This is a genomic window from Pseudomonas sp. LBUM1648 (genome assembly GCF_059716145.1).
Map to the genome: position 1 here is coordinate 4,638,116 of NZ_CP166808.1, position 23,150 is coordinate 4,661,265.

Genomic DNA, 23,150 nt, shown 5'->3' on the forward strand with positions numbered 1-23,150 from the left:
GCAGTCAGAATCAAGCTTCATCGTCCATCCCCGGTTGCGCCTGCAACGGCAGGTGCAAGGTGATGCAGGTGCCGCGCCCGTCGATGCCGTCGGCGACACTGATGCGCCCGCCGTGAGCGCCGACCATGCCCTGACAGATCGCCAGCCCCAGACCTGTGCCTTGGCCGCCGCGATCGCCCCGTGCAGCGGTGTAGAACATGTCGAAAATCTTCGCCCGCTCGTCTTCCGGAATCCCGGGGCCTTCATCGCTGACCGAGAAGAAAATCTCTTCGTCATTGGCACCTGCGCTCAGTTCCAAGCGCCCGTGGGCGGGTGAGAAGCGAGCGGCGTTTTCCAGCACATTGACCAGCGCCTGCTCGATCAGCGCCGCATGCACGAACAGCAACGGCAACTCCGCCGGCACATCAGTACTGACCTGCAACGGCGCCAGCACGGCGCGCAGACGATTGAGCGAACTGCCGACAATGTCGGCTGGCGACACCCAGTCCCGCGCCAGCTTCAGCGCGCCGTGGCCGAGGCGAGTCATGTCGAGCAGGTTCTGGATGTAGCGGTCGAGGCGCTCGGCTTCATCGCGGGTGCCTTCGAGCAGTTCGCGACGATCCTCCAGCGGGATCGCTTCGCCCAAGGCCAACAGGCTGTCGATGCTGCCGCGCATCGACGTCAGCGGCGTGCGCAAATCATGGGACACCGAGGCCAGCAAGGCGCTGCGCAATTGCTCGGTTTCGCCGTGCAGGCGCGCAGCCTCCAGATCATCCGCCAGTTGCGCACGGGCCAGCGCTTGCGCCAACGGCTGACTCAACGCCGTGAGCAAGCGACGGCGCTGGCCGCTCAAGGTCTGGCCTTCTTTGGCGCAGACGCCGAGCAAGGCCAACGGCCCGTCCTCGACGGACAGCGGCCACCACCACCAACGCCCGAACGGCAAGGTGCCGGTGCCCATGCCGGCCGGTTGATCGTGCTGCCAGGCCCAATCAGCGGCAGCACGTTCAGACTCGGTGAACTCCAGCGGCCCGCCGGTCTCGACTTTCCAGCCGCCCTGCCCGTCGCGGTTGAGCAGGCACAGCTGCAAATCGCTCCAGCCGTTGAGGTGTTGCGCAGCGGCGCTGACCACGGCTTGGCGGTCGGTGGCGGCAGTGAGTTTGCGCGACAGATCGAGCAGTTCGGTGGTCTCTTCCTGGGTGTCGCGCAACGCCTGCAACTGCCGACGCTGACGCGCTGCGAGGTTACCGGTGAGCGCCGCCATCAGCAGGAAGAACAACAAGGTCAGCACGTCTTCTTCACGCTGGATGGCGAAAGAAAAATTCGGCGGGATGAATAGAAAGTCGTAGGTCAGAAACGACAACGCCGCACACGCCAGCGCCGGGCCGAGGCTGCTGCGCACCGCCACCAGCAACACCGCCGCGAGGAACACCAGCGAGATGTTCGGCAGCGGTAACACACTCGACACCGCCCACGCCAAAGCAGTGGCCAACAACGTGGCGACCAGCGCCAGCGCATAGTCGAACCACACCAGTGTCGGCGCTGATCGTTGGCGCGGCTGATGCTGCTCTTGATCGCTGTCGAGGACGTTGATTTCCAGACCGTGGGCCTGACGCAGCAACCGTGCAGCCAGACCGCCACCGAACAGGCGACGACGCAGACCCGGCCGGGATTGCCCGACCAGTACCAGACTCGCGCGACGTTCGGCGGCATGCTGGATCAGGGTTTTTGCCACCTCACCGGCGCGCAGCAACACCACTTCGCCGCCAAGGCGTTCGGCCAGTTGCTGGGCGCTTTGCAGGCGCAGACGCGATTGCTCGTCGCGCACCGTGCCGTTGTCGACGTGTACCAGACTCCACGGCAGATGGCGCCGTTGGGCAACGCGACTGGCGTGACGCACCAGGCGCTCGGCGTGGGCATCGCCATCAACCCCGACCAGCAAACGACCGCGCACGGCTGGCGCGGCTTGGCCGAGTTGGCGATAGCCTTGGGCGAGGTCGTTATCGACTTGCGCCGCCGCGGTTTGCATGGCCAGTTCGCGCAGTGCGGTGAGGTTGGTCTGGGTGAAAAATGCATCGATGGCCGCCCGGGCCTGCTCCGGCACGTAGACCTTGCCTTCGCGCAGACGCTCAAGCAGTTCGCGCGGCGGCAGGTCGATCAGCAGAAGTTCGTAGGCTTCTTGCAGCACCCAGTCCGGCAGGGTTTCGCGTACTTGAACGCCGGTAATGCCGCGCACTTGATCGTTGAGGCTTTCCAGATGCTGGACGTTGACCGTGGTGAACACGTCGATGCCAGCGGCGAGCAGTTCCTGAATGTCTTGCCAGCGTTTGGCGTGACGGCTGCCGGGGGCGTTGCTGTGGGCCAGTTCATCGACCAGCACCAGTTTTGGCTTGGCAGCGAGGATGCCGTCGAGGTCCATTTCTTCAAGCATCACGCCACGGTATTCCGAGCGCACCAACGGCTGCTGCGGCAGGCCACCGAGCAGTGCTTCGGTCTCGGCACGGCCGTGGGTTTCGACGACACCAGCAATGACTTTCACGCCTTGGCGCAGCTGGGTATGGGCGGCCTGGAGCATGGCGTAGGTTTTGCCGACGCCGGGCGCGGCACCGAGGAAAACCTTGAGCCGGCCACGGCCGTCGCGGGACAGGTCTGCTAACAGCGCGTCGGCGCGGCCGGAATCGCTCATGCTTGATGCTCTCTCTTCCTGATAGTTATGCGGTGTTCTTTCGGCCCTCTTCGCGAGCAGGCTCGCTCCCACATTTGGAACGCGTACAGCTGTGGGAGCGAGCCTGCTCGCGAATGGCCGCGCCGCCGATTCAGAGTTTTTCCAGTGCCATGTTCAGCTCCAGCACATTCACCACCGGTGGCCCCACCAGCGGCTGTTCGATATGCGCATCGAGCAACTGCTGCACGGTCGACACCGGCAGATTGCGTGCGGCTGCAACTCGCGCCAGTTGATAGGCAATTGCCGCCGGTGGCAAGTGCGGATCGAGGCCGCTGCCGGAGGTGGTCAGCAACGCCAACGGCACCGGGCCTTGCCCAGGAACTTGCAGTTTGTTGGCTTCGTCGATCACTCGCGTGGCGAGTGCCGGGTTACTTGGCGCCAGGTTGCTTGCGCTGCTGGACACGGTAGCAAACGCACCGGCGGATGGGCGTGGATGGAACCACGCATCGCCGACGAAATCCTGTGCGATCAGGGATGAGCCGCGGACTTTGCCGGCGGCGTCCTGGACCAGACTGCCATTGGCCTGTGCAGGGAACGCGACCTGGGCAACGCCCGTGACTACCAGTGGGTAGGCGACGCCGGTGACCAGGGTCATCAGCACCAGCAGGCTCAGGGCCGGACGTATCATTGTGGACATTTCAAAATCCTCGAATTCGTTGGGCAAACTTTTGCGGGGTGTCAGGGAAATCTTTCCCCCTCACCCCAGCCCTCTCCCCCAGGGGAGCGAGGGGGAAAGGGAGCCGATCTTTTTTCAGTTCAAAACCTGAGTTCGGCTCGATTTTTCAGGTCGGTGTACCTCAAACATTCAACTCGATCAGTCCCCTCTCCCCCTGGGAGAGGGTTAGGGTGAGGGGCTCTTCACAGCCTCAAACCAGATGCAACGCCGTGAGCAACATATCGATCGCCTTAATGCCCACGAACGGCACCAGAATCCCGCCCACGCCATAGATCAACAGATTACGGCGCAACAACGCCGCCGCACTCGCCGCCTGCACTCGCACACCGCGCAGGGCCAATGGAATCAGCACCACAATGATCAAAGCGTTGAACACAATGGCCGACAGAATCGCGCTCTGCGGACTGGTCAATTGCATGATGTTCAGCACGCCCAGTTGCGGATAAATCGAGGCGAACAGCGCTGGCAGGATCGCGAAGTATTTGGCCACGTCGTTGGCGATGGAAAAGGTCGTCAGCGCACCGCGAGTCACCAGCAATTCCTTGCCGATCTGCACCACGTCGAGCAGCTTGGTCGGGTCGCTGTCGAGGTCGACCATGTTCGCCGCTTCGCGCGCCGCTTGGGTGCCGTCGTTCATCGCCATACCGACGTCAGCCTGCGCCAGCGCCGGGGCATCGTTGGCGCCGTCGCCGCACATGGCGACCAGACGACCGTCGTTTTGCTCGTGACGAATACGGGCGAGTTTTTTCTCCGGGGTTGCTTCAGCCAGCACGTCATCCACGCCTGCTTCAGCGGCGATGGCGGCAGCGGTCAGCGGGTTGTCGCCGGTAACCATTACCGTGCGAATCCCCAGCTTGCGCAGTTCGGCAAAACGCTCGCGGATGCCAGGTTTCACCACGTCCTTGAGGTGGATCGCACCGAGCAGTTTGCCGTCGACGCAGACCAGCAACGGAGTGCCGCCGCTCTGGGCGATCTTGTCGATTTCTCGCGACAACGCCGGGGCGAGATCGGAGCGTTTTTGGCCGATGAAACTCAGCAGCGAATCCACCGCGCCTTTGCGATAGACGCGGCCCTGATAGTCGACACCGGACAAGCGGGTTTCCGCGCTGAACGGCACGGCAGTCAGGGTTTCCGGCGACGGCTCGGGCTGCGGATGCAGACCGCGCAGGTACTCGACGATGGACTTGCCTTCGGCAGTTTCATCCGCCAGCGAGGCGAACAGCGCGCCCTCGGCCAGATCACGACCACTGACGCCCGGCGCGGCATACACCGCGCTGCAACGACGGTTACCGAAAGTGATGGTGCCGGTCTTGTCGAGCAGCAGCACGTGCACGTCACCCGCCGCCTCTACTGCACGGCCAGACTTGGCAATCACGTTCAGGCGCACCAGACGATCCATCCCGGCGATACCGATCGCCGATAGCAGACCGCCAATGGTGGTCGGAATCAGCGTGACCAACAGCGCCACCAGGAACACCAGCGGCAGGCTGCCGTTGGCGAAGCGGGCGAACGGTTGCAGGGTCACGACCACAACCAGGAAGATCAGGGTCAGGCCGATCAGCAGGATGTCCAGCGCGACTTCGTTTGGGGTCTTTTGGCGCTTGGCGCCTTCGACCAACGCGATCATGCGGTCGAGGGTCGACTCACCGGGGTTGGCGGTGATCTTCACCAGCAGCCAGTCCGACACCAGTCGAGTGTTACCCGTGACCGCAGAACGGTCGCCGCCGGACTCGCGTATCACCGGTGCCGATTCACCGGTAATCGCCGCTTCGTTGACCGCCGCGATGCCTTCAATGACTTCGCCGTCACCGGGGATCATCTCCCCCGCTTCGACGCGCACCACATCGCCTTTGCGCAAGCTGGTGGCAGGTACCACCTGAAAGCTGCCGTTGGCCTGTTTACGTCGGGCGCTGAGGCCTTCGCTGCCAGCCTTCAGGCTGTCGGCGCGGGCCTTGCCGCGACCTTCGGCCAAGGCTTCGGCGAAGTTGGCGAACAGCACGGTGAACCACAGCCACAGAGCGATTTGCGCGGCGACGAACGTCGGCACATCAGCGTCCGGAATGAAGCACAGCACGGTGGTGAAGATCGCGGTCAGTTCGACCACCAGCATCACCGGCGAACGCTTGAGCTGCCGTGGGTCGAGCTTGACGAACGCTTGCACCAGCGCCGGGCGCCACAGTGCCGAGATCGCGGTTTTCGCTTGTTCCGGTGCTTTTGCAGCAGCGGGTTTGATTGCAGGCATATTCATGATGCAGCTCCTAAATAGAGAGGCTTAGAAGCCCATGCTCAAGTGTTCGGCGATAGGGCCCAACGCCAGAGTCGGCAGGAAAGTCAGGCCGCCCACCAGCAAAATGGTCACGGTCAACAGGGTCACGAACAGCGGGCCGTGAGTCGGGAAGCTGTTCTGGCCGATCGGTGCGGTTTTCTTCATCGCCAGGCTGCCGGCCAATGCCAGAACCGGGAGGATGTAACCGAAGCGACCGATCAACATGCCCAGACCGAGCATCAGGTTGTGGAACGGTGTGTTCGCGCTCAGACCACCGAACGCCGAACCGTTGTTGGCACTGGCCGAGGTGTAGGCGTACAGCAACTGACTGAAACCGTGCGGGCCGGGGTTGCTGATGGTCGCTGCCGGGCCTGGCAGGACAGCGGCAATCGCGCCGAGCACCAGTACGCCAACCGGCATCACCAGCAGGGTCACCACCAGCAATTGCACTTCCCGCGCCTGCAGTTTCTTGCCCAGATATTCAGGTGTGCGGCCGATCATCAGGCCGGCGAGGAACACCGCGATCAACACGTTGAGCAACATGCCGTAGAGCCCGGCACCGACGCCACCGAAGATCACTTCGCCAACCATCATGTTGACCAGCGCGACCATGCCGCTGAGCGGGTTGAGGCTGTCATGCATGGCGTTGACCGAGCCGTTCGACGCCGCAGTGGTGGTCACCGACCACAACACAGTGGCGGTGGTGCCAAAGCGCGCTTCCTTGCCTTCCAGCGGCGCGGTCTGTTCGACGGCGGCGTTGTTCAGGGTCGGATTCGGTTGATATTCGGCCCACAGAGAGGTCGCGCCGCCAATCAGGAACAGCGCCAACATGCAGGCGATGATCGCGCGGCTCTGACGCAAGTCTTTGACGTAGTGGCCGAAGGTGAACACCAGCGCTACCGGGATCAGGATGATCGAGGCGACTTCGAACAGGTTGCTCCACGCAGTCGGGTTCTCGAACGGGTGCGCCGAGTTCACGCCGAAGAAGCCACCACCGTTGGTGCCCAATTGCTTGATCGCAATCTGGCTGGCGGCCGGGCCGAGCGGAATCACCTGATCAACACCCTGCATGGTCACAGCGTTCACATACTGAGCGAAGGTTTGCGGTACGCCCTGCCACACCAGATACAGCGCCAGCAGCAAGCACAGCGGCAGCAGGCCGTAGAGGGTGGCACGGGTCATGTCGACCCAGAAGTTGCCAAGGGTCTTGGTCGACTTGCGACCGATACCACGGCACAGCGCAACCAGTACGGCGAGGCCGGTGGCGGCGCTGACGAAGTTCTGCACGGTGAGGCCGACCATTTGGCTCAGGTAGCTGAGAGTCGCTTCACCACTGTAGGACTGCCAGTTGGTGTTGGTCATAAAGCTGACCGCGGTGTTGAACGCCTGGGTCCACTCCTGGCCCGGCAGGTTCTGCGGGTTCAGCGGCAAGTGATCCTGGAACAACAGAATCGCGAACAGCAGCAGGAAACCGGCGAGGTTGAACGCCAACAGCGCCAGCGTGTATTTCTGCCAGCTCTGCTCAGCCTGCGCATCGACACCGGCGATGCGATAGCAACCGCGCTCGACCGGGCCGAGAATCGGCGTCAGCCAGGTGCGCTGACCTTCCATCACTTTGTAGTAGAAGCGCCCGAGGAACGGCGCCGGCAACAGAACCACCGCGAAAAACGCGAGGATCAGCCAATAATCATAACTGTGCATAGCCGCTCCTAGTTCCGATCCGCGCGCAACAGCGCAACCAACAGATAAATGAACAGCCCCACTGCCAATAGCAGTGACACCCCGTCCAGAACGCTCATGGAAGATCTCCGTGTTACGGCGTATTGCCGCGTGTGGAGGCATTGTCGGAAAGGAGGCTGTAAAGGAACGAGAGCGAGGGGTGTGGCGAGGCATAAAGAAAGCGTAAAGAGTGGGTTTATGCGGGCTTTACGGGCGATTTATGCGGTGTTTGGGCTGGCATCTTCGCGAGCAGGCTCGCTCCCACAGGGGGAACGCATTTCATAATGTGGGAGCGAGCCTGCTCGCGAAGGCGGCGGCGCAGACAACATCGCACTCAACTGGCGCACAAAACCCATGCATCCACCGCCAATCATCCCCGCTGCGACAGCTTTGAACTCATTACGACTTGTTTCAGCGCGATGGCACGCCCACTGCACACGCCCTCCCCCGAGCTTTCCAAACCGTTCAGGGAGCAAACGCATGAACACACAACTCAAACCCACGCTGGGCACGCTGCACCTGTGGGGCATCGCCGTGGGGCTGGTGATTTCCGGGGAATACTTCGGCTGGAGTTACGGCTGGGGCGTGGCCGGGACGCTGGGTTTTCTGGTGACCTCGTTCATGGTCGCGACCATGTACACCTGTTTTATCTTCAGCTTTACCGAACTGACGACCGCTATTCCTCACGCGGGCGGGCCGTTTGCCTACAGCCGTCGTGCGTTCGGGGAAAAAGGTGGATTGATCGCCGGGCTGGCGACGCTGATCGAATTTGTCTTCGCACCACCGGCAATTGCCTTGGCCATCGGCGCCTACTTAAATGTGCAGTTTCCGGCCCTCGATCCGAAACACGCAGCAGTCGGTGCGTATATCGTCTTTATGGGATTGAACATCCTTGGGGTGAAACTGGCGGCAACCTTCGAGTTGATCGTCTGCGTGCTCGCCGTCGCCGAACTGCTGGTGTTCATGGGCGTGGTCGCGCCGGCCTTCAGCTTCAGCAACTTCGCGCTCAATGGCTGGGCCGGTTCGGATGTGTTCGGGGCACCCGCAATTGCCGGGATGTTCGCGGCGATCCCGTTTGCGATCTGGTTTTTCCTGGCGATTGAAGGCGCAGCGATGGCTGCCGAAGAAGCCAAGGATCCGAAACGCACGATTCCAAAGGCCTACATCAGCGGCATCCTGACTCTGGTGTTTTTGGCCATGGGCGTGATGTTCTTTGCTGGCGGCGTGGGTGACTGGCGCACCTTGGCAAACATCAACGATCCGCTGCCGCAGGCGATGAAAACCGTGGTCGGCGATAACTCCGGCTGGCTGCACATGCTGGTATGGATTGGCCTGTTCGGGTTGGTGGCGAGTTTCCACGGCATCATCCTCGGCTATTCTCGCCAGTTCTTCGCCCTCGCCCGCGCCGGTTATCTGCCCGCTTCGCTGGCCAAGCTGTCGCGCTTCCAGACACCGCACCGGGCGATCATCGTCGGCGGCATCATCGGCATTGCCGCGATCTACAGCGACGGCCTGATCAACCTCGGCGGCATGACCCTCACTGCCGCGATGATCACCATGGCGGTATTCGGCGCAATCGTGATGTACATCATGAGCATGCTCAGCCTGTTCAAACTGCGTAAATCCGAGCCGAATCTGGAGCGCACCTTTCGCGCACCGTGCTACCCGCTGGTGCCGATGATTGCACTGGTGCTGGCGGTGGTGTGCCTGGTGGCGATGGCGTGGTTCAACACCTTGATCGGGTTGATTTTCCTCGGCTTCATGGCGGTCGGTTTCGGCTACTTCATGCTCACCGGGCAACTTCGCGCCAACGCGCCAGCCGATGCGATGCTGACCGGGCGCTAAGGGACTTCGGGTGCGCAGGGCATAACGGGCCTAGAATGGAACCACTGCGAAGCCGCTTCGCTCAAATGTGGTATGCAGCATCGCACGGCGAAATCCTCGTCCGTCGATCTGCCATTAAGGAGAGCCGTTATGCCTTGGTATGCCTGGTTGATTCTGGTTGTTGCAATCGGCTCGATCGTTGGCGGATTGATGATGTTGAGAGACACCGCCAACAAGGTCGAACTGACCGATGAAGAACGTAAGCGCGTTGCGCAACGCAACGCGGAAATGGATGCAAAAGAAGCACAAGATCGTTAACAAAAACCCCGCCTGATTGGCGGGGTTTGTTTTTCAGATCCGTATCGGCGTTTCCGCATGCTTTTTAGAAGTAGAAGTACAGTCACCATTTAATTTTCCTTGGTTAAGATGGCGACATTGTTGCGGAGAGTTGCCGATGCGTTACTCGCAGGATCATAAAGCCCAGACCCATCAGCGCATTATCAAGGAAGCGTCGGCACGATTTCGCAAGGACGGGATCGGTGCGACCGGACTGCAGCCTTTGATGAAAGCCCTGGGACTGACCCATGGCGGCTTTTATTCGCACTTCAAATCCAAAGACGAGTTGGTCGAAAAAGCACTGCAAGAGGCAAGCGATCAAGTCGATGGGTTATGCGCTGAAATTTTTGCGCAGGACAATCCGTTGCAGATGTTTATCGACACCTACCTGTCAGAATGGCATCAGACATCCCCTCATGAGGGCTGCCCCCTGCTGACCATCTCCTCGGAACTGGGACTGCGCGGACAACCCAGCCCAACCAGTGACGCCGTACTCAACGCGCGACTGAGCCAGATCGAGAACACCCTGCAAGGTGACAAGTGCGCCGACCGAGCCATCGTCATCATGTCGACTTTAGTTGGCGCTCTGTTACTGTCGCGCAGTGTCGCGGATGCCGAGTTGGCGCAGCGCATTCTCGACATCACCCGCGACCATCTCAAGCAAGCAGAAGGCTAAGCCTGCCATCGCTTGAACAACACGCTGGCATTCACCCCACCAAAGCCAAAGCCGTTGGACAATGCATATTCGATCGGCATTGATCGGGCCTGGCCATGGACGATGTCCACGCCTTCACTGGCAGGATCGGGGTTGTCGAAGTTGAGCGTCGGCGGTACCACCTGATCGCGAATCGCCAACAGCGTGAAGATCGCTTCGAGCCCACCGGCAGCGCCGAGCAGATGACCGGTAGCGGATTTGGTCGAGGTCACGGCGATTTTGTTCTGCGAGCCGAACACACTTTTGATTGCTGCCAGCTCGCCAAGATCACCCACCGGTGTGGAAGTGGCATGAGCGTTCAGGTGCTGCACCTGATCCGGCGCGATACCGGCCTGCGCCAAGGCCAACTCCATTGCACGCCGTGCACCGCTGCCATCTTCAGGGCCGGCGGTCAGATGATAGGCGTCGGCGGTGGTGCCGTAACCGACCAGTTCGGCCAAGGGTTTCGCACGGCGTGCCAAGGCGTGTTCCAGAGACTCGATCACCAGCAGGCCCGCGCCTTCGCCCATGACAAAGCCGTCACGACCGCTGTCGAATGGACGTGAGGCGCGCTCCGGGGTGTCGTTATAGCCGCTGGACAGTGCTCGTGCCGCGGCGAAACCCGCAAGACTGACCCGATCAATCGCAGCTTCCGCCCCACCGCACACGGCGATATCCGCTTCACCGGCCCGAATCATTCGCGCAGCGTCGCCAATCGCCTGAACCCCGGCGGCGCAGGCAGTTACCGGCGCGCCCAATGGACCTTTGAGGCCGTGCTGAATCGACACGTGACCGGCCGCCAGATTGACCAGAAAGGATGGAATGGTAAACGGCGACAGACGGCGAGGGCCGCGACTGTCAGTCGTGCGAACGGCGTCGGCAATGGCACCAAAGCCGCCGACACCGGAACCGATGATCGTCGCAGTGCGTTCCTGATCTCTACCCACTTTTGGATGCCAACCGGCTTGCTCCAGCGCCTGTCGGGCCGCCTCCATGGCAAACATGATGAAGCGGTCCATCTTCTTCTGTTCTTTGGGTGGCGTGGCCCGATCAGGATCGAACCCCGCCTCGGCATCCTCTTCGAGGGTTGGCACCGCACCACCGATTTTCGCCGGCAAATCAGCGACCACCGCATCCGGCAAGCTGCGCAATCCCGAACGCCCGGCCAGCAAACGCTGCCAAACGACTTCGACGCCGCTGCCCAAAGGTGATACCAGGCCCATGCCCGTGACGACTACTCGACGCTGATCCATACCGCGTATACCTCTCACCGATTCAGAAGAACTTATTTGTAACGACTGGCTGCCGAACTGCGCGACAGATTCGGTGCCATCACGTGACGCGCTGCGACAAACGCATGCCACTCGTCTGCATCCGGCAAGGAAGGGATGGTAATGAGTTCGCCTTGATCCAGACCGGCCAGCGCTGCATCCACCATCTCGCCGGCCTCCATCACCATGTCTGCCGGGATGCCGCTGGCGTCGATACCGGAGCGTTCCCAGATTTCCGTGCGGGTCACGCCGGGCAATACCGCTTGCACCTGGACACCGGTGCCGTCGAGTTCGGCATTCAGCGATTGGGTGAGGCTCAACACGTAAGCTTTGCTGGCGCTGTAAGTGGCGTTGAAGCGCTCAGGAAACAGCGCCACCACCGAGGCGATGTTGATGATCGTGCCACGACCAGCCTTGGCGAAACTCGCCGCAGCGGCCGATGCCAAACGGGTGACCGTGGTGACATTGAGCTGAATCAGTTGGTCAAGCTTATCCAGATCGGCGTTGGCCAACAGACCGTCAGCCGCAACACCTGCGTTGTTGACCAACAGGCTGATGCTTGAATCACTGCGCAGGCGTTGCTCCAGTTTGAGCACGTCATCTTTCTGCGTCAGATCCGCCTTCATCACTTCGACCTGAACGCCATGAGCCTCGCGCAAATGGCTCGCGGCATTTTCCAGGCGCTCCAGATCACGGGCGACCAACAACAGATCGAACCCACGCGCTGCCAACCGCTCAGCGTAAATCGCACCGATACCGGACGATGCACCCGTGACAAGAGCCGTACCTTGGGCTGCAACAGAATTCATGACCGTACTCCTGAAATGCTTGAGGGATCGCCTCTGAATCCTTTTGATGCAGAGCGCGTGGAAATTATTATAGGCATAATTCAAAGCCAATATGATAGCCGTAATTTTTTGCTATCCGACGAGCGTCCCCTTCGCCTTCCCTGCCAAACTCGCGAACAGAAAAACAAAAAGGCCGGTCAATGACCGGCCCCTTGGCGTTGAACAATCAGCTTAGTTCACTTCCAGCTTATCGCGATTGCGATCCAGGATCGCCTTGCCGATCCCCTTCACTTCCAGCAACTCATCGACCGAGGAGAACGGCCCGTTTGTTTCGCGATACGTAACAATCGCTTTGGCCTTGGCCTCACCTACGCCTGACAGTTCCTTTTGCAGCGTCGCCGAGTCGGCTTCGTTGAGATCGATTTTTGCAGTCTGGGAAGATACCGCTGTATCCATCACCAAAGGCGCTTTGGGCGATTCCGCTGGCGCAACAGGTGCGGCAATAGCGGCGATCGAGGCGCTGGTGAGGAAGGCAAAAACCAAGGAGTAGAAGTAACCGGTACGCATAAGTGACGCTCCATCATCATTTGAGAAAGCAGCTTTTCCGAAGCTGCTCCTCAAAAGTAGGTGATGGTTGGAGCATGTCAAAAATGCGTGCGTTACAGGATGTGAAACAATCAGGGTTCGAGACGGCGCTGCTGGTAGATCCAGTCGACGATTTCGCCGTCGGGGGTGTAGCCGCTGACGGTTTCTCGGAGGAGTTGGCGGACGCGGGAGTAATCATCCTTTTCAACCGCACTCAACAGATCGCTCAGCCTGGCCTTCAAAACTTCCCAAGGCAGATGATCTTCATTGGCGGACATGATCATCGGGTGGGAGGTCGCAGCGACGTTGTCACCGATCAACAGCTCTTCGTAGAGCTTCTCGCCCGGCCGCAATCCAGTGAACTCGATGGATATGTCGCCTTGAGGATTTCGCTCGGAACGAATGCTCAAACCTGACAGATGGATCATCTTCTCTGCCAACTCGACAATCCGCACCGGCTCGCCCATATCCAAAACAAACACATCGCCACCCTGCCCCATCGAGCCTGCCTGAATGACCAACTGCGCGGCCTCGGGGATAGTCATGAAATAGCGAGTGATCTTAGGATGCGTCACCGTCAGCGGTCCACCGGACTTGATCTGACTATGGAACAGCGGGATGACCGAGCCGGATGAGCCCAGTACATTGCCGAACCTGACCATGGTGAAGCGCGTTTTATTGACTCGGGAAACATTCGACTTATCGCCAAACAGGACGGGCGCAACCTCGCGGCTCAAAGCCTGCAAAGTCAATTCGGCCAGACGTTTAGTGCTGCCCATGACATTGGTCGGGCGAACGGCTTTGTCGGTAGAGATCAGCACAAAATTCGATACACCAGACTGCAGCGCAGCCTGAGCGGTGTTGAGCGTACCAATCACGTTATTCAGAACACCTTCAGCGATGTTGTGCTCGACCATGGGCACATGCTTATAGGCCGCGGCGTGATAAACAGTGTCGACCTTCCAGGTTTTCATCACATCAAGGAGCTTGTCCTGATGCCGGATCGATCCGAGGATTGGCAGCAGCCTGACAGGCACCGACTCTCGAGAGCTCCGCTGCTCCAGTTCGGAAAGAATGCTGTAGAGGTTGAATTCACTGTGTTCGAACAGCAGCAGCGTGGTAGGCCCCAAGGCAAAAATCTGCCGGCACAACTCGGAGCCGATCGAGCCGCCCGCTCCCGTTACCATCACGGTCTTGCCTTTGATGCAGCGCTCCAGAAGATCAGGCTGCGCGGGCACGGAGTCACGCCCCAGCAAGTCGGCAATATCGACCTCCTGGATATCCTCGACCTTCACTCTTCCGCTCGCCAGATCGGTAAAATTAGGGACACTTCTGACATGCAGCGGGAAACCTTCCAGCAGATTCAGAATTTCCCGGCGCCGGGCACGCGTCGACGACGGAAGAGCAAGAAGTATCTCCTGAGCACCGGTGACATCGATCATCTGCTGAATATGTTTGGGTTTGTAAACATGCAAGCCGGATATAGAACGCTCGGCAATGCTCGCATCATCATCAACGAATGCAACCGGACGCATCACCTTGCCCATGCGCAGCGCCGCCACCAGTTGATTACCAGCGACCCCGGCGCCATAAATCGCGACCTTGGTCAAACCGTTGTCGCGGTTAGTGAACGGCACATGCTGGGCTGCGGTAAACCAGTCCCCCATGAAGTACTGACGCATGCATAGGCGCAGTCCGCCGATGATCACCAGACTCAGCCACCAATAATTGAAAATGATCGAGCGCGGCACCACCGCTTCATGGTTGCTGTACCAATAAACGACAACGGCCAGAATCAACGATGACAAACTCACGGCTTTGATGATGGCAATCAACGCATCATTACCGAAGTAACGCATTACGGCCCGATACATGCCAAAGCGAATAAACAGAGGGATGGCAACGATCGGAGCAAAAGCGAACAGCCAGAGATGCACCTTGAAAGGGTTGTACATGTCATCAATGCCAAGACGGACTATAAAGGCCAACCACAGCGCAACCCAGACAAGAACAATGTCCGTAGCTACCTGGATCATGCGTTTGCGGCGCCTAGGCAGGCCTAACAGTCGCTCTCTGATTTTATCCATTGACTCCTCAAACACCTCAGTACCTCCCTTTAACTGCTGCATCGCGTTGGTTACCCTGGCGCGTACCCTGCACTCTAAACCGTTATGACCCATTCGTTAGCGAGTTATTCATTAATCCTTTCAAGTTCGCCAGCGCGAAACATGACTGCAAGCAATAGCAAAGGAGCATAGGCCACTATCAGCCCCACACTGCCGTCCAGTCCGAAATGTGATACAGCCACGGCAACCGGCAGTAACCAGAGCATATTGATCAATGCGACGGCGAGCGTTACCGGTAGATGACTGCCAAACCGACGAGAGGCAAACTGATAAGCATGGCTGCGATGCGCTTCATAAACTTTGTCGCCGCGCAATACACGCCGAAACAGGGTAAAAGTGGCATCGACAATAAATACCCCAAACAGGATCAACCAGGCCCACAGAAGATCCGCCGAGACCGTTGCTGCCTGCAAGGATAAGCCTCCCAGCACTATCCCCAGAAAACCGCTCCCGGCATCGCCCATGAATATGCGCGCAGGAGGAAAGTTCCAGAACAGAAACCCGGCGACGCATACCGACAACAATAAGGGTGCCCAGACCAATTGGGGCCATCCGCCCAGCCAGCCAAGAAAACAGGCTCCGAGACACACACAAATGGCTTCTACGCTTGCAATGCCGTCGATGCCGTCCATGAAGTTATAAAGGTTGAGCAGCCAGACCAGATAAAACGCCGCAAGAATCTGGCCCACGGCGCCCAGGTCGAACTCGACACCCCAGAAACGGATCGCCGGCAAGCCGCCCATCCACACCAGCAGCCATATCGCGGCCGCAAAGTGACCCAGCAAGCGCCAGCGTGCCGCGATATGTCCATGGTCATCCATGAAGCCGAGCAACGCTACCAGGCTTCCAGAGCCGGCAATGGCCCAAAAATGGGCTGGAGCGATCAACTCCCGCCATAGCAGAAACATCATCGCCAGAAGGAATGCCAGCACTATCGCGACACCACCACCACGAGGGGTCGGCACCGAGTGCGAGCTTCGCGCATTGGGAACGTCCAGCAGGCTGCGCGACAGCGCGTAATGGCGCAACACCCAGGTAAGACTGAATGCGAGCAGAGCGATGACGGGAATAATCCATCCGTAGTTCATGGTTGAGCAGAATCCAGAAAATGCTGCGCCGTCAGACTCAGAGCGCGATCAAGTGTAATCGGAGGTATCCAGTTCAACAGCTTTCGGTTTTTTTCGATATCAACCTGCAAGGAACCGAACAGCCTTTGCGACAATGCGTGACGCCCCAGCAGGCTGGCAACGCAGCTCATCAAACCAACTGGCACCGGCAGCAGCCGGGCGGGATGCCCCAGCGCTGCCGCCAGCTTGCGCAATAACTGCGTGGTTGAGACATCCTCGCCATCACTGCCCAGGAAGATCTGATTGGCTGCTGCGGGGTGCTCGGCACACGTCAGAATCAGATCGACCAGATTGTCGATGGCAATCAGGCTACGTTGATTGCGAACTGCACCAAACGGCAACGGCACGCCGCGATGGAGCCAGCGAATCATGCTGAGGAAGTTGGCCTTGACACCTGGCCCGTAGACCAACACCGGACGGATGATGACTACCTCCATGCCGGTATCGGCCGCAAGCGCCTGTAGCGCCCGTTCAGCTTCGAGCTTGGAAATACCGTAAGGATCACCGGGTGCGGGAATATCGTCCGCGGTGTAAGCCCGACCGCCAGTGGTGCCGTCTCCGTTCACCTTGATCGAACTGATAAAGATAAATCGCTTGACCCCAATCGCCGCTGCCTGACGCGCCAGATGCAAGGTACCGTCGACATTTACCTGACGAAAAGCGCTCAAAGGGTCGGCGCAAACTTCATTCATGACGTGCACTCGCCCGGCTGCGTGAACGACACAGTCAATACCGCTCAACATCGACGTCCAGTCCTGCCGGTTATCGAGCCCGGCGTATGCCATCGAACGCACCCCACGCGGGAATTCCACTGACATGTCGCGCACCGGCGCCAGCACAGAGCATTGAACATGGACCAGTCGTTCGATTAGTGCACGCCCGACGAAACCGGTTCCACCAGTGACCAGGAATGTCTTGAAGTTCATGGGCGACCCTTTGGGAAAACATTAATGACTGCAGAGAAACAGCAGCAAATCTGTCAGTGAGGTAAAGACCAGACGGTCGACTGTGGTGAATCAGAAACACACCAGTGCAGACGGATTGGGGAAGCAGTTTATTGAATCGGCGTACGCTTGACCACTTTCAGCGAGCAGCGTTATTTCGCTGCCCAGCGCTTCGTTACTCAACTGGATATTCAGAGTCGTTTGTTTCGCGAAATCCACTCTGCCCGGTCAAACAAATTGCATAAAAGTATTTTGCTGGTTGGAGCTGGCTCAGGGTACGGATAGAATCCGTGCGGAAATGGAATGAAGGCTTTTCCTAAATGAAAAACAGCCTCTTCCCTTCCTACGCATCGAATTTCGGCCAACGCCGAAATAAAAAGCTATTGCACGCCTTTTGCTTCGAAATGGAGAGCCCCATGCAGCAAATCAACGACCTTGCAGCGAAGATAGAAAAGTTTCAATCGCAGATTAATTCTTCGGTCCAGCGGGTGGTCGCGAGCGGATGGGTGATCTTGGGGCCGGAAGTCAAACGCTTCGAAGCTGCTTTTGCACAGTATTTGAATGCCAGCCACTGCGTGACTGTTGCCAACGGTACCGATGCGATTGAACTGGCACTCAAGGCACTCGGCGTCGCGAAAGGTGATCAGGTCGCAACCGTTGCCAACGCAGGCATGTACACCACCACGTCGGTTCTGGCGATCGGAGCCGAACCGCTGTTCATGGATGTCGACGTGAACACCCAGGTGGTAACGCTCGACAGCGTGAAACATGCCGTGGATGCCGGGGCGAAGGCGGTTGTCGTCACCCATTTGTATGGTTTGGCAATCCCGGAGATCAAAGCCATCGCCCAATTCTGCGCCGAGCGCAATATCCCTCTACTCGAGGACTGTGCACAGGCACACGGTGCCGAACGTGACGGTCAACGGGTCGGCACATTCGGCGACGCGTCAAGCTTCAGCTTCTACCCGACTAAAAACCTCGGTGCATTGGGTGACGGCGGAGCGGTTGTGACCAACTCGACCAAAATTGCCCAACGCGTGGCACAACTACGCCAGTACGGTTGGTCCTCGAAATACTGCGTAGAGCTGGATGGCGCCCGCAATAGCCGCCTGGATGAAATGCAAGCGGCAATCCTGTCTGAGTTCCTGCCGTATCTCGATCAAGAAAACGCGCTCCGCCGCGCGATCGCAGCGCGCTACAGAAACGAAATCAACCACGCCGACGTCACTCATCCGCTAGATTACGACACGGCCTCAGTTGCACACTTGTATGTGATCAAGTCGTCGAAGCGTGACGCGTTGCAACAGCACTTGCGCACGGCGCAGATTGCTTCTGACGTCCACTATCCGATTCCGGACTACAAGCAGCCGGTCTTCGGCCAGCGGTTTGCCGACATGTCACTGCCAAACACCGAGCAACTTGCCAGCGAGATCCTCACGCTGCCGTGCTATCCGGGCATGCCAGATGAAGCGGTCAGCGCCGTGATCAAGGCCGTCAACGGATGGGCTGCATGAAATACTCCGTAATCGTCCCGGTCTATAAAAACGCCGACTCGATACCGCGGCTGCTTCAGGCTTTGACGGACATGAACAACACGCTCGAGAACCAGCTCGAAGTGGTTTTCGTGGTAGACGGCAGTCCCGACCAATCGTTTGCCATGCTTAAACAAGCGTTGAGCACACTGAGCTTCAGCGCACAACTGCTCGCTCACTCGCGCAACTTCGGCTCATTTCCTGCGATCCGCACCGGACTGATGGCGGCCAGAGGCGATTATTTCGGCGTGATGGCAGCCGACCTGCAAGAACCACCAGAACTGCTGATCAGCTTCTTCAAGTCGCTGTCCAACGACGAATGCGATGTCGCCATCGGCACACGCAATGCCAGGCAGGACCCGCTTTCCAGTCGCATGGCTTCATCGCTCTTCTGGGGCTTGTATCGCCGACTGGTTGTGCACGACATGCCCAAGGGCGGCGTGGACATCTTCGGCTGCAACAAGGCGTTTCGGGAACAGCTGTTGCAACTCAACGAATCCCGCTCGTCACTGATTGCCCTGATCTTCTGGCTGGGCTTTCGCCGCAAGTTCATCGAGTACGAGCGCCAGACCCGACTTGAGGGCAAGTCAGCCTGGACGTTCAAGAAAAAGCTCGAATACATGATGGATAGCGTGTTCGCCTTCACCGACTACCCGATCAGACTGCTGACCAGGATGGGCGCGATGGGCTCGCTCATTTCGCTGTTCATTGGCGCGATGGTGATCATGGCGCGGCTGTCCGGCGCGATTGAAGTTCCGGGCTACGCCGCGACAATGGTGGTGGTACTGCTGCTGGGAACATTAAATCTGCTCGGCCTCGGCCTGGTAGGCACCTATGCCTGGCGCGCCTACGAAAACAGTAAGCAGCGGCCATTGGCGATTGTCTGCATGAAGCTCGATAACCAGGAGAATCCAAGTGACTGAAGCCTTCATCCACGCGACGGCCGATGTGAAAAGCAAGAACATCGGCGAAAACACGCGAATCTGGCAATACGTGGTGGTGTTCGAGAACGCAGTAATCGGAAGCGACGTCAATGTTTGCTCGCACTCCCTGATCGAGAACGATGTGGTCATCGGCGACCGTACGACCATCAAATCCGGCGTTTATGTGTGGGATGGCCTGCGAATCGGCGCCGACGTGTTCATCGGCCCGAATGCCACGTTCACCAACGACAAGTTCCCGCGCTCGAAAGTCTATCCGGAGTCTTTTTCCCAAACAGTAATTCAGGACGGCGCCTCGATCGGCGGCGGCGCAGTGATCCTGCCCGGCGTCACCATCGGCACCGGCGCCATGGTCGGCGCTGGCGCGGTGGTCACCAAGTCAGTACCGCCTTACGCCATCGTTACCGGCTCCCCCGCACGTATCACCGGATACGTGGAAAACTCAGCCTCGAGCGATGCTGCTATCCCCCCCGCACCAAAACCTGCACAGCAGGATGACGCGGTCGTACGTATTGGCGTGGGCGATGTCACGACTCATCGCTTCAAGCACGTTCCTGACATGCGCGGTGATCTTTCCGTCGGCGAGTTTGACCGAGAGATTCCTTTCACACCCAAGCGCTACTTCCTGGTATTCAACGTACCCAGCCAGAAAACCCGTGGCGAACACGCCCATCACAAGTGCCATCAGTTCCTGATTTGCGTCAAAGGCAGTTGTGCAGTAGTGGTCGATGACGGTACCAATCGTGCGGAAGTTCTTCTTGATGCACCGAACAAAGGCATTTACCTGCCACCGATGACTTGGGGCATTCAGTACAAATATTCTGAAGACGCAGTACTGCTGGTGTTCACCTCCGATTACTACGACAACGCCGACTACATTCGCGATTACTCGGAATTCACCAAACTTACTGCACAAAAATCTGCGCTGTGAGCGGACTGAAAGACAACCCGAACGTTCGTCGCTGGCTAAGCTTTCTTGCCGGCGGCGGACTTAATACCGGGCTCACGTATTGCCTGTACCTGATTTTGAGTCATTGGATCGACTATCAAGTCGCTTACGCAATTGCGTACGCGGCCGGGATAGTCTTTGCGTATTTCTTCAACTCCAAATTTGTATTCAAGGTAGAGCAGTCGCTGATTGGCATGGCCATCTACCCGACTATCTATCTGGTCCAATACATTTTCGGAGCGCTGTTGCTCAACCTCTTGGTGGAACACCTGAACCTGCACAAAGCCATCGCGCCAATACTGGTCATCTTGCTACTTCTGCCATCAAGTTACCTTTTAAACAAAGTCGTTCTGAAGGCAACTCATAAAACAAAGCCCTCGAAGGATCAACAAGGCAACCCATGACAGCGACTACACAACCGGCGATGACCAACCCGTCTTCGCTGGAAAAAACACAAGCGTTTACTTGGCTGGCCCACCTGGGACCGGCACTATTGACAGTAATTTTCATGTGGCTACCCTTTGGCTTTGCCATGACCGGGCTGCTCGAAGAATGGGGTGTAATCGGCCTATTCAGCAGGATAGGAGTGTTTTTCATCACAGACGTGAGCAGCGCGATGCCCGCCCACGCGCTGCGTCCGCTGACTATTTTCCCGCACGCTCTAGCTTATTATCTTGATCCGGATACGTTCAATTATTGGCACGTACTGCTGATCATCGCGCTGGTCATCAAGGGTTGGGCGCTCAGCGTCCTCACCACGCGGGTAACCGGCGCGGTGAAATGGGGAATGCTGGCTAGCGTCCTTGTCATCATTTTTCCTGCTGACACCATGCAGTTGTCTTTCCGCTCGATTCATATCAACTGGGCGTTGAGCCTGGCGTTGTTGGCGAGCGTCGTGTTTGTGCATGCCCTGGATCAAAAAAACCGGGTTCGCTCGTTCATATTCAGTGTATTAGGCAGCCTGCTGATTGCTGCCGGATGTGCAATGTATGAAGTCTCACTGCTGCTGGCCGCCATTCCTGCGCTGGTGATCTTCATCCAGATCGGTTTCAAGGGCATCGCTGCACATGTCAAACGATATTATGGCCAGCATCTGGTGTGGGCAGCGGGTGTCCTTGCCTATGTAGCCTATGTCGTCCACACCGCCCCACTGGTACAGACTTATCAAGGGGCTGTCGTTGGTGACAATGCGCTCGCATCCCTGAAAGCCTACTATCCGAAAATTTTCACTCTTGGACTCGGACGCAGCATTTTTGGCGGCTGGGTCGATGCAATCAAGATCACACTCACGGAAATCAGCACTTACTGGTACCTGGCCCTGGCGACTCTCGCACTCCTTGCGCTGATCCAGTTTGTTGCGAGAATCTCTGCTAACTCTGCGCCTTTCTCAGATCCCAAGTCGCCAAGTCGGGTACTGCTCGCGCGCATGGTAATTGCCGGCGTGATATTGATCTGCCTCGGATACTTGCCCTTCATCTTCAACCTTGCGCACATGTCTGTGAGCCAGCGCACATTCCTGTACGCCGCCCCTGGTGCGACACTGCTCTTCGTAGCGCTGTGCGTCGCGATCAATCGTTATTCGAAAGTCGCCAGTACAGCAATCGCCGCGGGCATGATTTTCACTGGCCTTGCAGCGCAGATATTCCAGTTTCAGCACTACGTGGATATTTCGAAGAGACAACAAACTGTTCTTAAAGACATTGTTGAAAACTTCGATGGCAACGCAGTCAATAAGACCCTGGTGATACTCGACTACTCCAATGAGCTTAATCATGACTGGATGTTCCTGAATCCGAATCTGGCTTCTACCCTCTTCCATATTTACGGAAAACCTGTCGACACGCTGGAAGTTTGCTACATGCCGAGCGGTGAATGGCAGCAATCAGACTCGCTATTGCGCAAAGGCACCTGCGAGGAAACGGCTGATGGCTGGACATTCCACTACCCTACCCCGACAGGGGGCCCCGGTATGGAACGGACCGTCCAACAGCCAGATAAAAAGCTGTCCAAAGTCGAGGTTGTCACCGTTGCTGTGGGCAAGGGACTGATTACGCCGGCCAGCCCCGCGCTGGAAACATATCGGCGCAATCTCGCATCGGGAGCACTACCCATCACCGCCCGCTTGCATGGCCTCACCGAAACCGCCCCGTGGCTCGACTTTTTCAGGTTTCGCAGCCAGGAACACAAGGACGAATATTTCTGGGGTTTTGGTCGCTGGTGGAGCCTGGACTCACCGATTGCAGGCTCTGGGTGGCGTAATACCGAGTGGGAAAGCAGTCGGTTTTCCCACATGTCTTCGGCCTGGAAAAATGCTCCGCGCGCCTCACTCATCTTTGACATGACGCCAACACCTGGGCCTTACAGCATCAGTGGACTGTTCAATGCTTTTGCCAACGATAAAATTCGTGGCGAGATGCAGGTACTGGTGAATGGCGCAGCGGTGCCCGTTCAATGGAGTGCAGACGGTAGCTTCGGCGGTGACCTGGACCCGCAACTGCTCAAGACCGGAAAAAACGTCATCGAGTTTGTCTCGGGAGTAGATGACAACTATTACGGACTATCGGCAAGACTGGACTGGGTCAGAATTGCCAAGCAGCACTGATAACCTGTCGAAACACTGACCAGGTGGAGTTACTCGTGAGGATCGATTGATTCTCACGAGCAACCTCTA

Annotated in this window: 19 protein-coding genes; 8 read left to right on the forward strand and 11 right to left on the reverse strand. The window is 58.3% G+C overall.

Translation table 11 applies throughout. From position 1 onward, the window contains the following. Positions 1-10: 10 nt before the first annotated feature. From ACA043_RS20990 to kdpF, 5 genes are all read right to left on the reverse strand, one after another. Positions 11-2,662 carry a DUF4118 domain-containing protein gene (locus ACA043_RS20990; protein WP_497657849.1) on the reverse strand — a complete coding sequence of 884 codons (2,652 nt, stop codon included), beginning with the start codon at positions 2,660-2,662 and terminating at the stop codon, positions 11-13. 130 nt (positions 2,663-2,792) lie between these two features. Further along, on the reverse strand, positions 2,793-3,338 hold the full coding sequence (gene kdpC / locus ACA043_RS20995) for a potassium-transporting ATPase subunit KdpC (RefSeq protein ID WP_401269568.1): 546 nt from the start codon (positions 3,336-3,338) through the stop codon (positions 2,793-2,795). 229 nt (positions 3,339-3,567) lie between these two features. Then, entirely contained in the window at positions 3,568-5,625 is a 2,058-nt protein-coding gene (gene kdpB, locus ACA043_RS21000) for a potassium-transporting ATPase subunit KdpB (protein WP_187677700.1), read from the reverse strand. 24 nt (positions 5,626-5,649) lie between these two features. Continuing rightward, positions 5,650-7,344, reverse strand: coding sequence for a potassium-transporting ATPase subunit KdpA (kdpA, locus tag ACA043_RS21005; RefSeq protein WP_401269561.1), 1,695 nt, complete (start codon positions 7,342-7,344; stop codon positions 5,650-5,652). Positions 7,345-7,352: 8 nt separating this feature from the next. Continuing rightward, positions 7,353-7,442: a K(+)-transporting ATPase subunit F gene (gene kdpF, locus ACA043_RS21010; protein ID WP_007899818.1), complete on the reverse strand. Its 90-nt coding sequence runs from the start codon at positions 7,440-7,442 to the stop codon at positions 7,353-7,355. A 400-nt stretch (positions 7,443-7,842) separates the two neighbouring features. Between kdpF and eat the strand changes: the two genes are divergently transcribed. From eat to ACA043_RS21025, 3 genes are all read left to right on the forward strand, one after another. Beyond that, positions 7,843-9,207: an ethanolamine permease gene (gene eat, locus ACA043_RS21015; protein ID WP_497615079.1), complete on the forward strand. Its 1,365-nt coding sequence runs from the start codon at positions 7,843-7,845 to the stop codon at positions 9,205-9,207. A gap of 129 nt (positions 9,208-9,336) precedes the next feature. After that, complete coding sequence (locus ACA043_RS21020; protein ID WP_103305695.1) at positions 9,337-9,504, forward strand: DUF2897 family protein; 168 nt, start codon at positions 9,337-9,339, stop codon at positions 9,502-9,504. Between the two features lie 136 nt (positions 9,505-9,640). After that, positions 9,641-10,198: a TetR/AcrR family transcriptional regulator gene (locus ACA043_RS21025; protein ID WP_497657850.1), complete on the forward strand. Its 558-nt coding sequence runs from the start codon at positions 9,641-9,643 to the stop codon at positions 10,196-10,198. On the opposite strand, the gene fabF is transcribed toward ACA043_RS21025, so the two are convergent. The 6 genes from fabF to ACA043_RS21055 all read right to left on the reverse strand — a co-directional run bounded on the left by fabF (position 10,195) and on the right by ACA043_RS21055 (position 17,039). Beyond that, on the reverse strand, positions 10,195-11,469 hold the full coding sequence (gene fabF / locus ACA043_RS21030; RefSeq protein WP_497657851.1) for a beta-ketoacyl-ACP synthase II: 1,275 nt from the start codon (positions 11,467-11,469) through the stop codon (positions 10,195-10,197). The genes ACA043_RS21025 and fabF overlap by 4 nt on opposite strands. 32 nt (positions 11,470-11,501) lie before the next feature. Next, a complete protein-coding gene (locus ACA043_RS21035) occupies positions 11,502-12,296 on the reverse strand; it encodes an SDR family NAD(P)-dependent oxidoreductase (RefSeq protein ID WP_497657852.1) in 795 nt (264 codons plus the stop codon). Between the two features lie 210 nt (positions 12,297-12,506). Further along, positions 12,507-12,842, reverse strand: a complete 336-nt coding sequence (locus tag ACA043_RS21040) for a ComEA family DNA-binding protein (protein WP_489879069.1) — start codon at positions 12,840-12,842, stop codon at positions 12,507-12,509. 110 nt (positions 12,843-12,952) lie between these two features. Continuing rightward, positions 12,953-14,947 (reverse strand): polysaccharide biosynthesis protein, encoded by a 1,995-nt coding sequence (locus ACA043_RS21045; RefSeq protein WP_497659670.1) that lies wholly within the window; start codon positions 14,945-14,947, stop codon positions 12,953-12,955. A 104-nt stretch (positions 14,948-15,051) separates the two neighbouring features. Further along, the gene (locus ACA043_RS21050; RefSeq protein WP_489879068.1) at positions 15,052-16,074 is read right to left on the reverse strand and encodes an MraY family glycosyltransferase; all 1,023 of its coding nucleotides are present in this window, start codon (positions 16,072-16,074) and stop codon (positions 15,052-15,054) included. Then, positions 16,071-17,039 (reverse strand): UDP-glucose 4-epimerase family protein, encoded by a 969-nt coding sequence (locus tag ACA043_RS21055; protein ID WP_497657853.1) that lies wholly within the window; start codon positions 17,037-17,039, stop codon positions 16,071-16,073. Before ACA043_RS21055 ends, ACA043_RS21050 begins: the two co-directional genes overlap by 4 nt. A 338-nt stretch (positions 17,040-17,377) precedes the next feature. Here ACA043_RS21055 and ACA043_RS21060 point away from each other — a divergent pair, with 338 nt between their 5' ends. The 5 genes from ACA043_RS21060 to ACA043_RS21080 are packed head-to-tail and all read left to right on the forward strand — an operon-like array spanning position 17,378 to position 23,081. Next, positions 17,378-18,571, forward strand: coding sequence for a DegT/DnrJ/EryC1/StrS family aminotransferase (locus ACA043_RS21060; RefSeq protein WP_497657854.1), 1,194 nt, complete (start codon positions 17,378-17,380; stop codon positions 18,569-18,571). Continuing rightward, a complete protein-coding gene (locus ACA043_RS21065; RefSeq protein WP_497615084.1) occupies positions 18,568-19,512 on the forward strand; it encodes a glycosyltransferase family 2 protein in 945 nt (314 codons plus the stop codon). Before ACA043_RS21060 ends, ACA043_RS21065 begins: the two co-directional genes overlap by 4 nt. Further along, positions 19,505-20,461, forward strand: a complete 957-nt coding sequence (locus tag ACA043_RS21070) for a WxcM-like domain-containing protein (RefSeq protein ID WP_489879065.1) — start codon at positions 19,505-19,507, stop codon at positions 20,459-20,461. Before ACA043_RS21065 ends, ACA043_RS21070 begins: the two co-directional genes overlap by 8 nt. Continuing rightward, entirely contained in the window at positions 20,458-20,883 is a 426-nt protein-coding gene (locus tag ACA043_RS21075; RefSeq protein WP_497657855.1) for a GtrA family protein, read from the forward strand. Before ACA043_RS21070 ends, ACA043_RS21075 begins: the two co-directional genes overlap by 4 nt. Beyond that, positions 20,880-23,081 carry a hypothetical protein gene (locus ACA043_RS21080; protein WP_497657856.1) on the forward strand — a complete coding sequence of 734 codons (2,202 nt, stop codon included), beginning with the start codon at positions 20,880-20,882 and terminating at the stop codon, positions 23,079-23,081. The genes ACA043_RS21075 and ACA043_RS21080 overlap by 4 nt, the downstream gene beginning before the upstream one ends. The last annotated feature ends 69 nt before the right edge of the window (positions 23,082-23,150 follow it).

Coding starts and splice junctions, on each gene's coding strand:
- ACA043_RS20990 (WP_497657849.1), bottom strand. CDS start 2,662: ATGAGCGATTCCGGCCGCGCCGACGCGCTGTTAGCAGACCTGTCCCGC.
- kdpC (WP_401269568.1), bottom strand. CDS start 3,338: ATGTCCACAATGATACGTCCGGCCCTGAGCCTGCTGGTGCTGATGACC.
- kdpB (WP_187677700.1), bottom strand. CDS start 5,625: ATGAATATGCCTGCAATCAAACCCGCTGCTGCAAAAGCACCGGAACAA.
- kdpA (WP_401269561.1), bottom strand. CDS start 7,344: ATGCACAGTTATGATTATTGGCTGATCCTCGCGTTTTTCGCGGTGGTT.
- kdpF (WP_007899818.1), bottom strand. CDS start 7,442: ATGAGCGTTCTGGACGGGGTGTCACTGCTATTGGCAGTGGGGCTGTTC.
- eat (WP_497615079.1), top strand. CDS start 7,843: ATGAACACACAACTCAAACCCACGCTGGGCACGCTGCACCTGTGGGGC.
- ACA043_RS21020 (WP_103305695.1), top strand. CDS start 9,337: ATGCCTTGGTATGCCTGGTTGATTCTGGTTGTTGCAATCGGCTCGATC.
- ACA043_RS21025 (WP_497657850.1), top strand. CDS start 9,641: ATGCGTTACTCGCAGGATCATAAAGCCCAGACCCATCAGCGCATTATC.
- fabF (WP_497657851.1), bottom strand. CDS start 11,469: ATGGATCAGCGTCGAGTAGTCGTCACGGGCATGGGCCTGGTATCACCT.
- ACA043_RS21035 (WP_497657852.1), bottom strand. CDS start 12,296: ATGAATTCTGTTGCAGCCCAAGGTACGGCTCTTGTCACGGGTGCATCG.
- ACA043_RS21040 (WP_489879069.1), bottom strand. CDS start 12,842: ATGCGTACCGGTTACTTCTACTCCTTGGTTTTTGCCTTCCTCACCAGC.
- ACA043_RS21045 (WP_497659670.1), bottom strand. CDS start 14,947: ATGGATAAAATCAGAGAGCGACTGTTAGGCCTGCCTAGGCGCCGCAAA.
- ACA043_RS21050 (WP_489879068.1), bottom strand. CDS start 16,074: ATGAACTACGGATGGATTATTCCCGTCATCGCTCTGCTCGCATTCAGT.
- ACA043_RS21055 (WP_497657853.1), bottom strand. CDS start 17,039: ATGAACTTCAAGACATTCCTGGTCACTGGTGGAACCGGTTTCGTCGGG.
- ACA043_RS21060 (WP_497657854.1), top strand. CDS start 17,378: ATGAAAAACAGCCTCTTCCCTTCCTACGCATCGAATTTCGGCCAACGC.
- ACA043_RS21065 (WP_497615084.1), top strand. CDS start 18,568: ATGAAATACTCCGTAATCGTCCCGGTCTATAAAAACGCCGACTCGATA.
- ACA043_RS21080 (WP_497657856.1), top strand. CDS start 20,880: ATGACAGCGACTACACAACCGGCGATGACCAACCCGTCTTCGCTGGAA.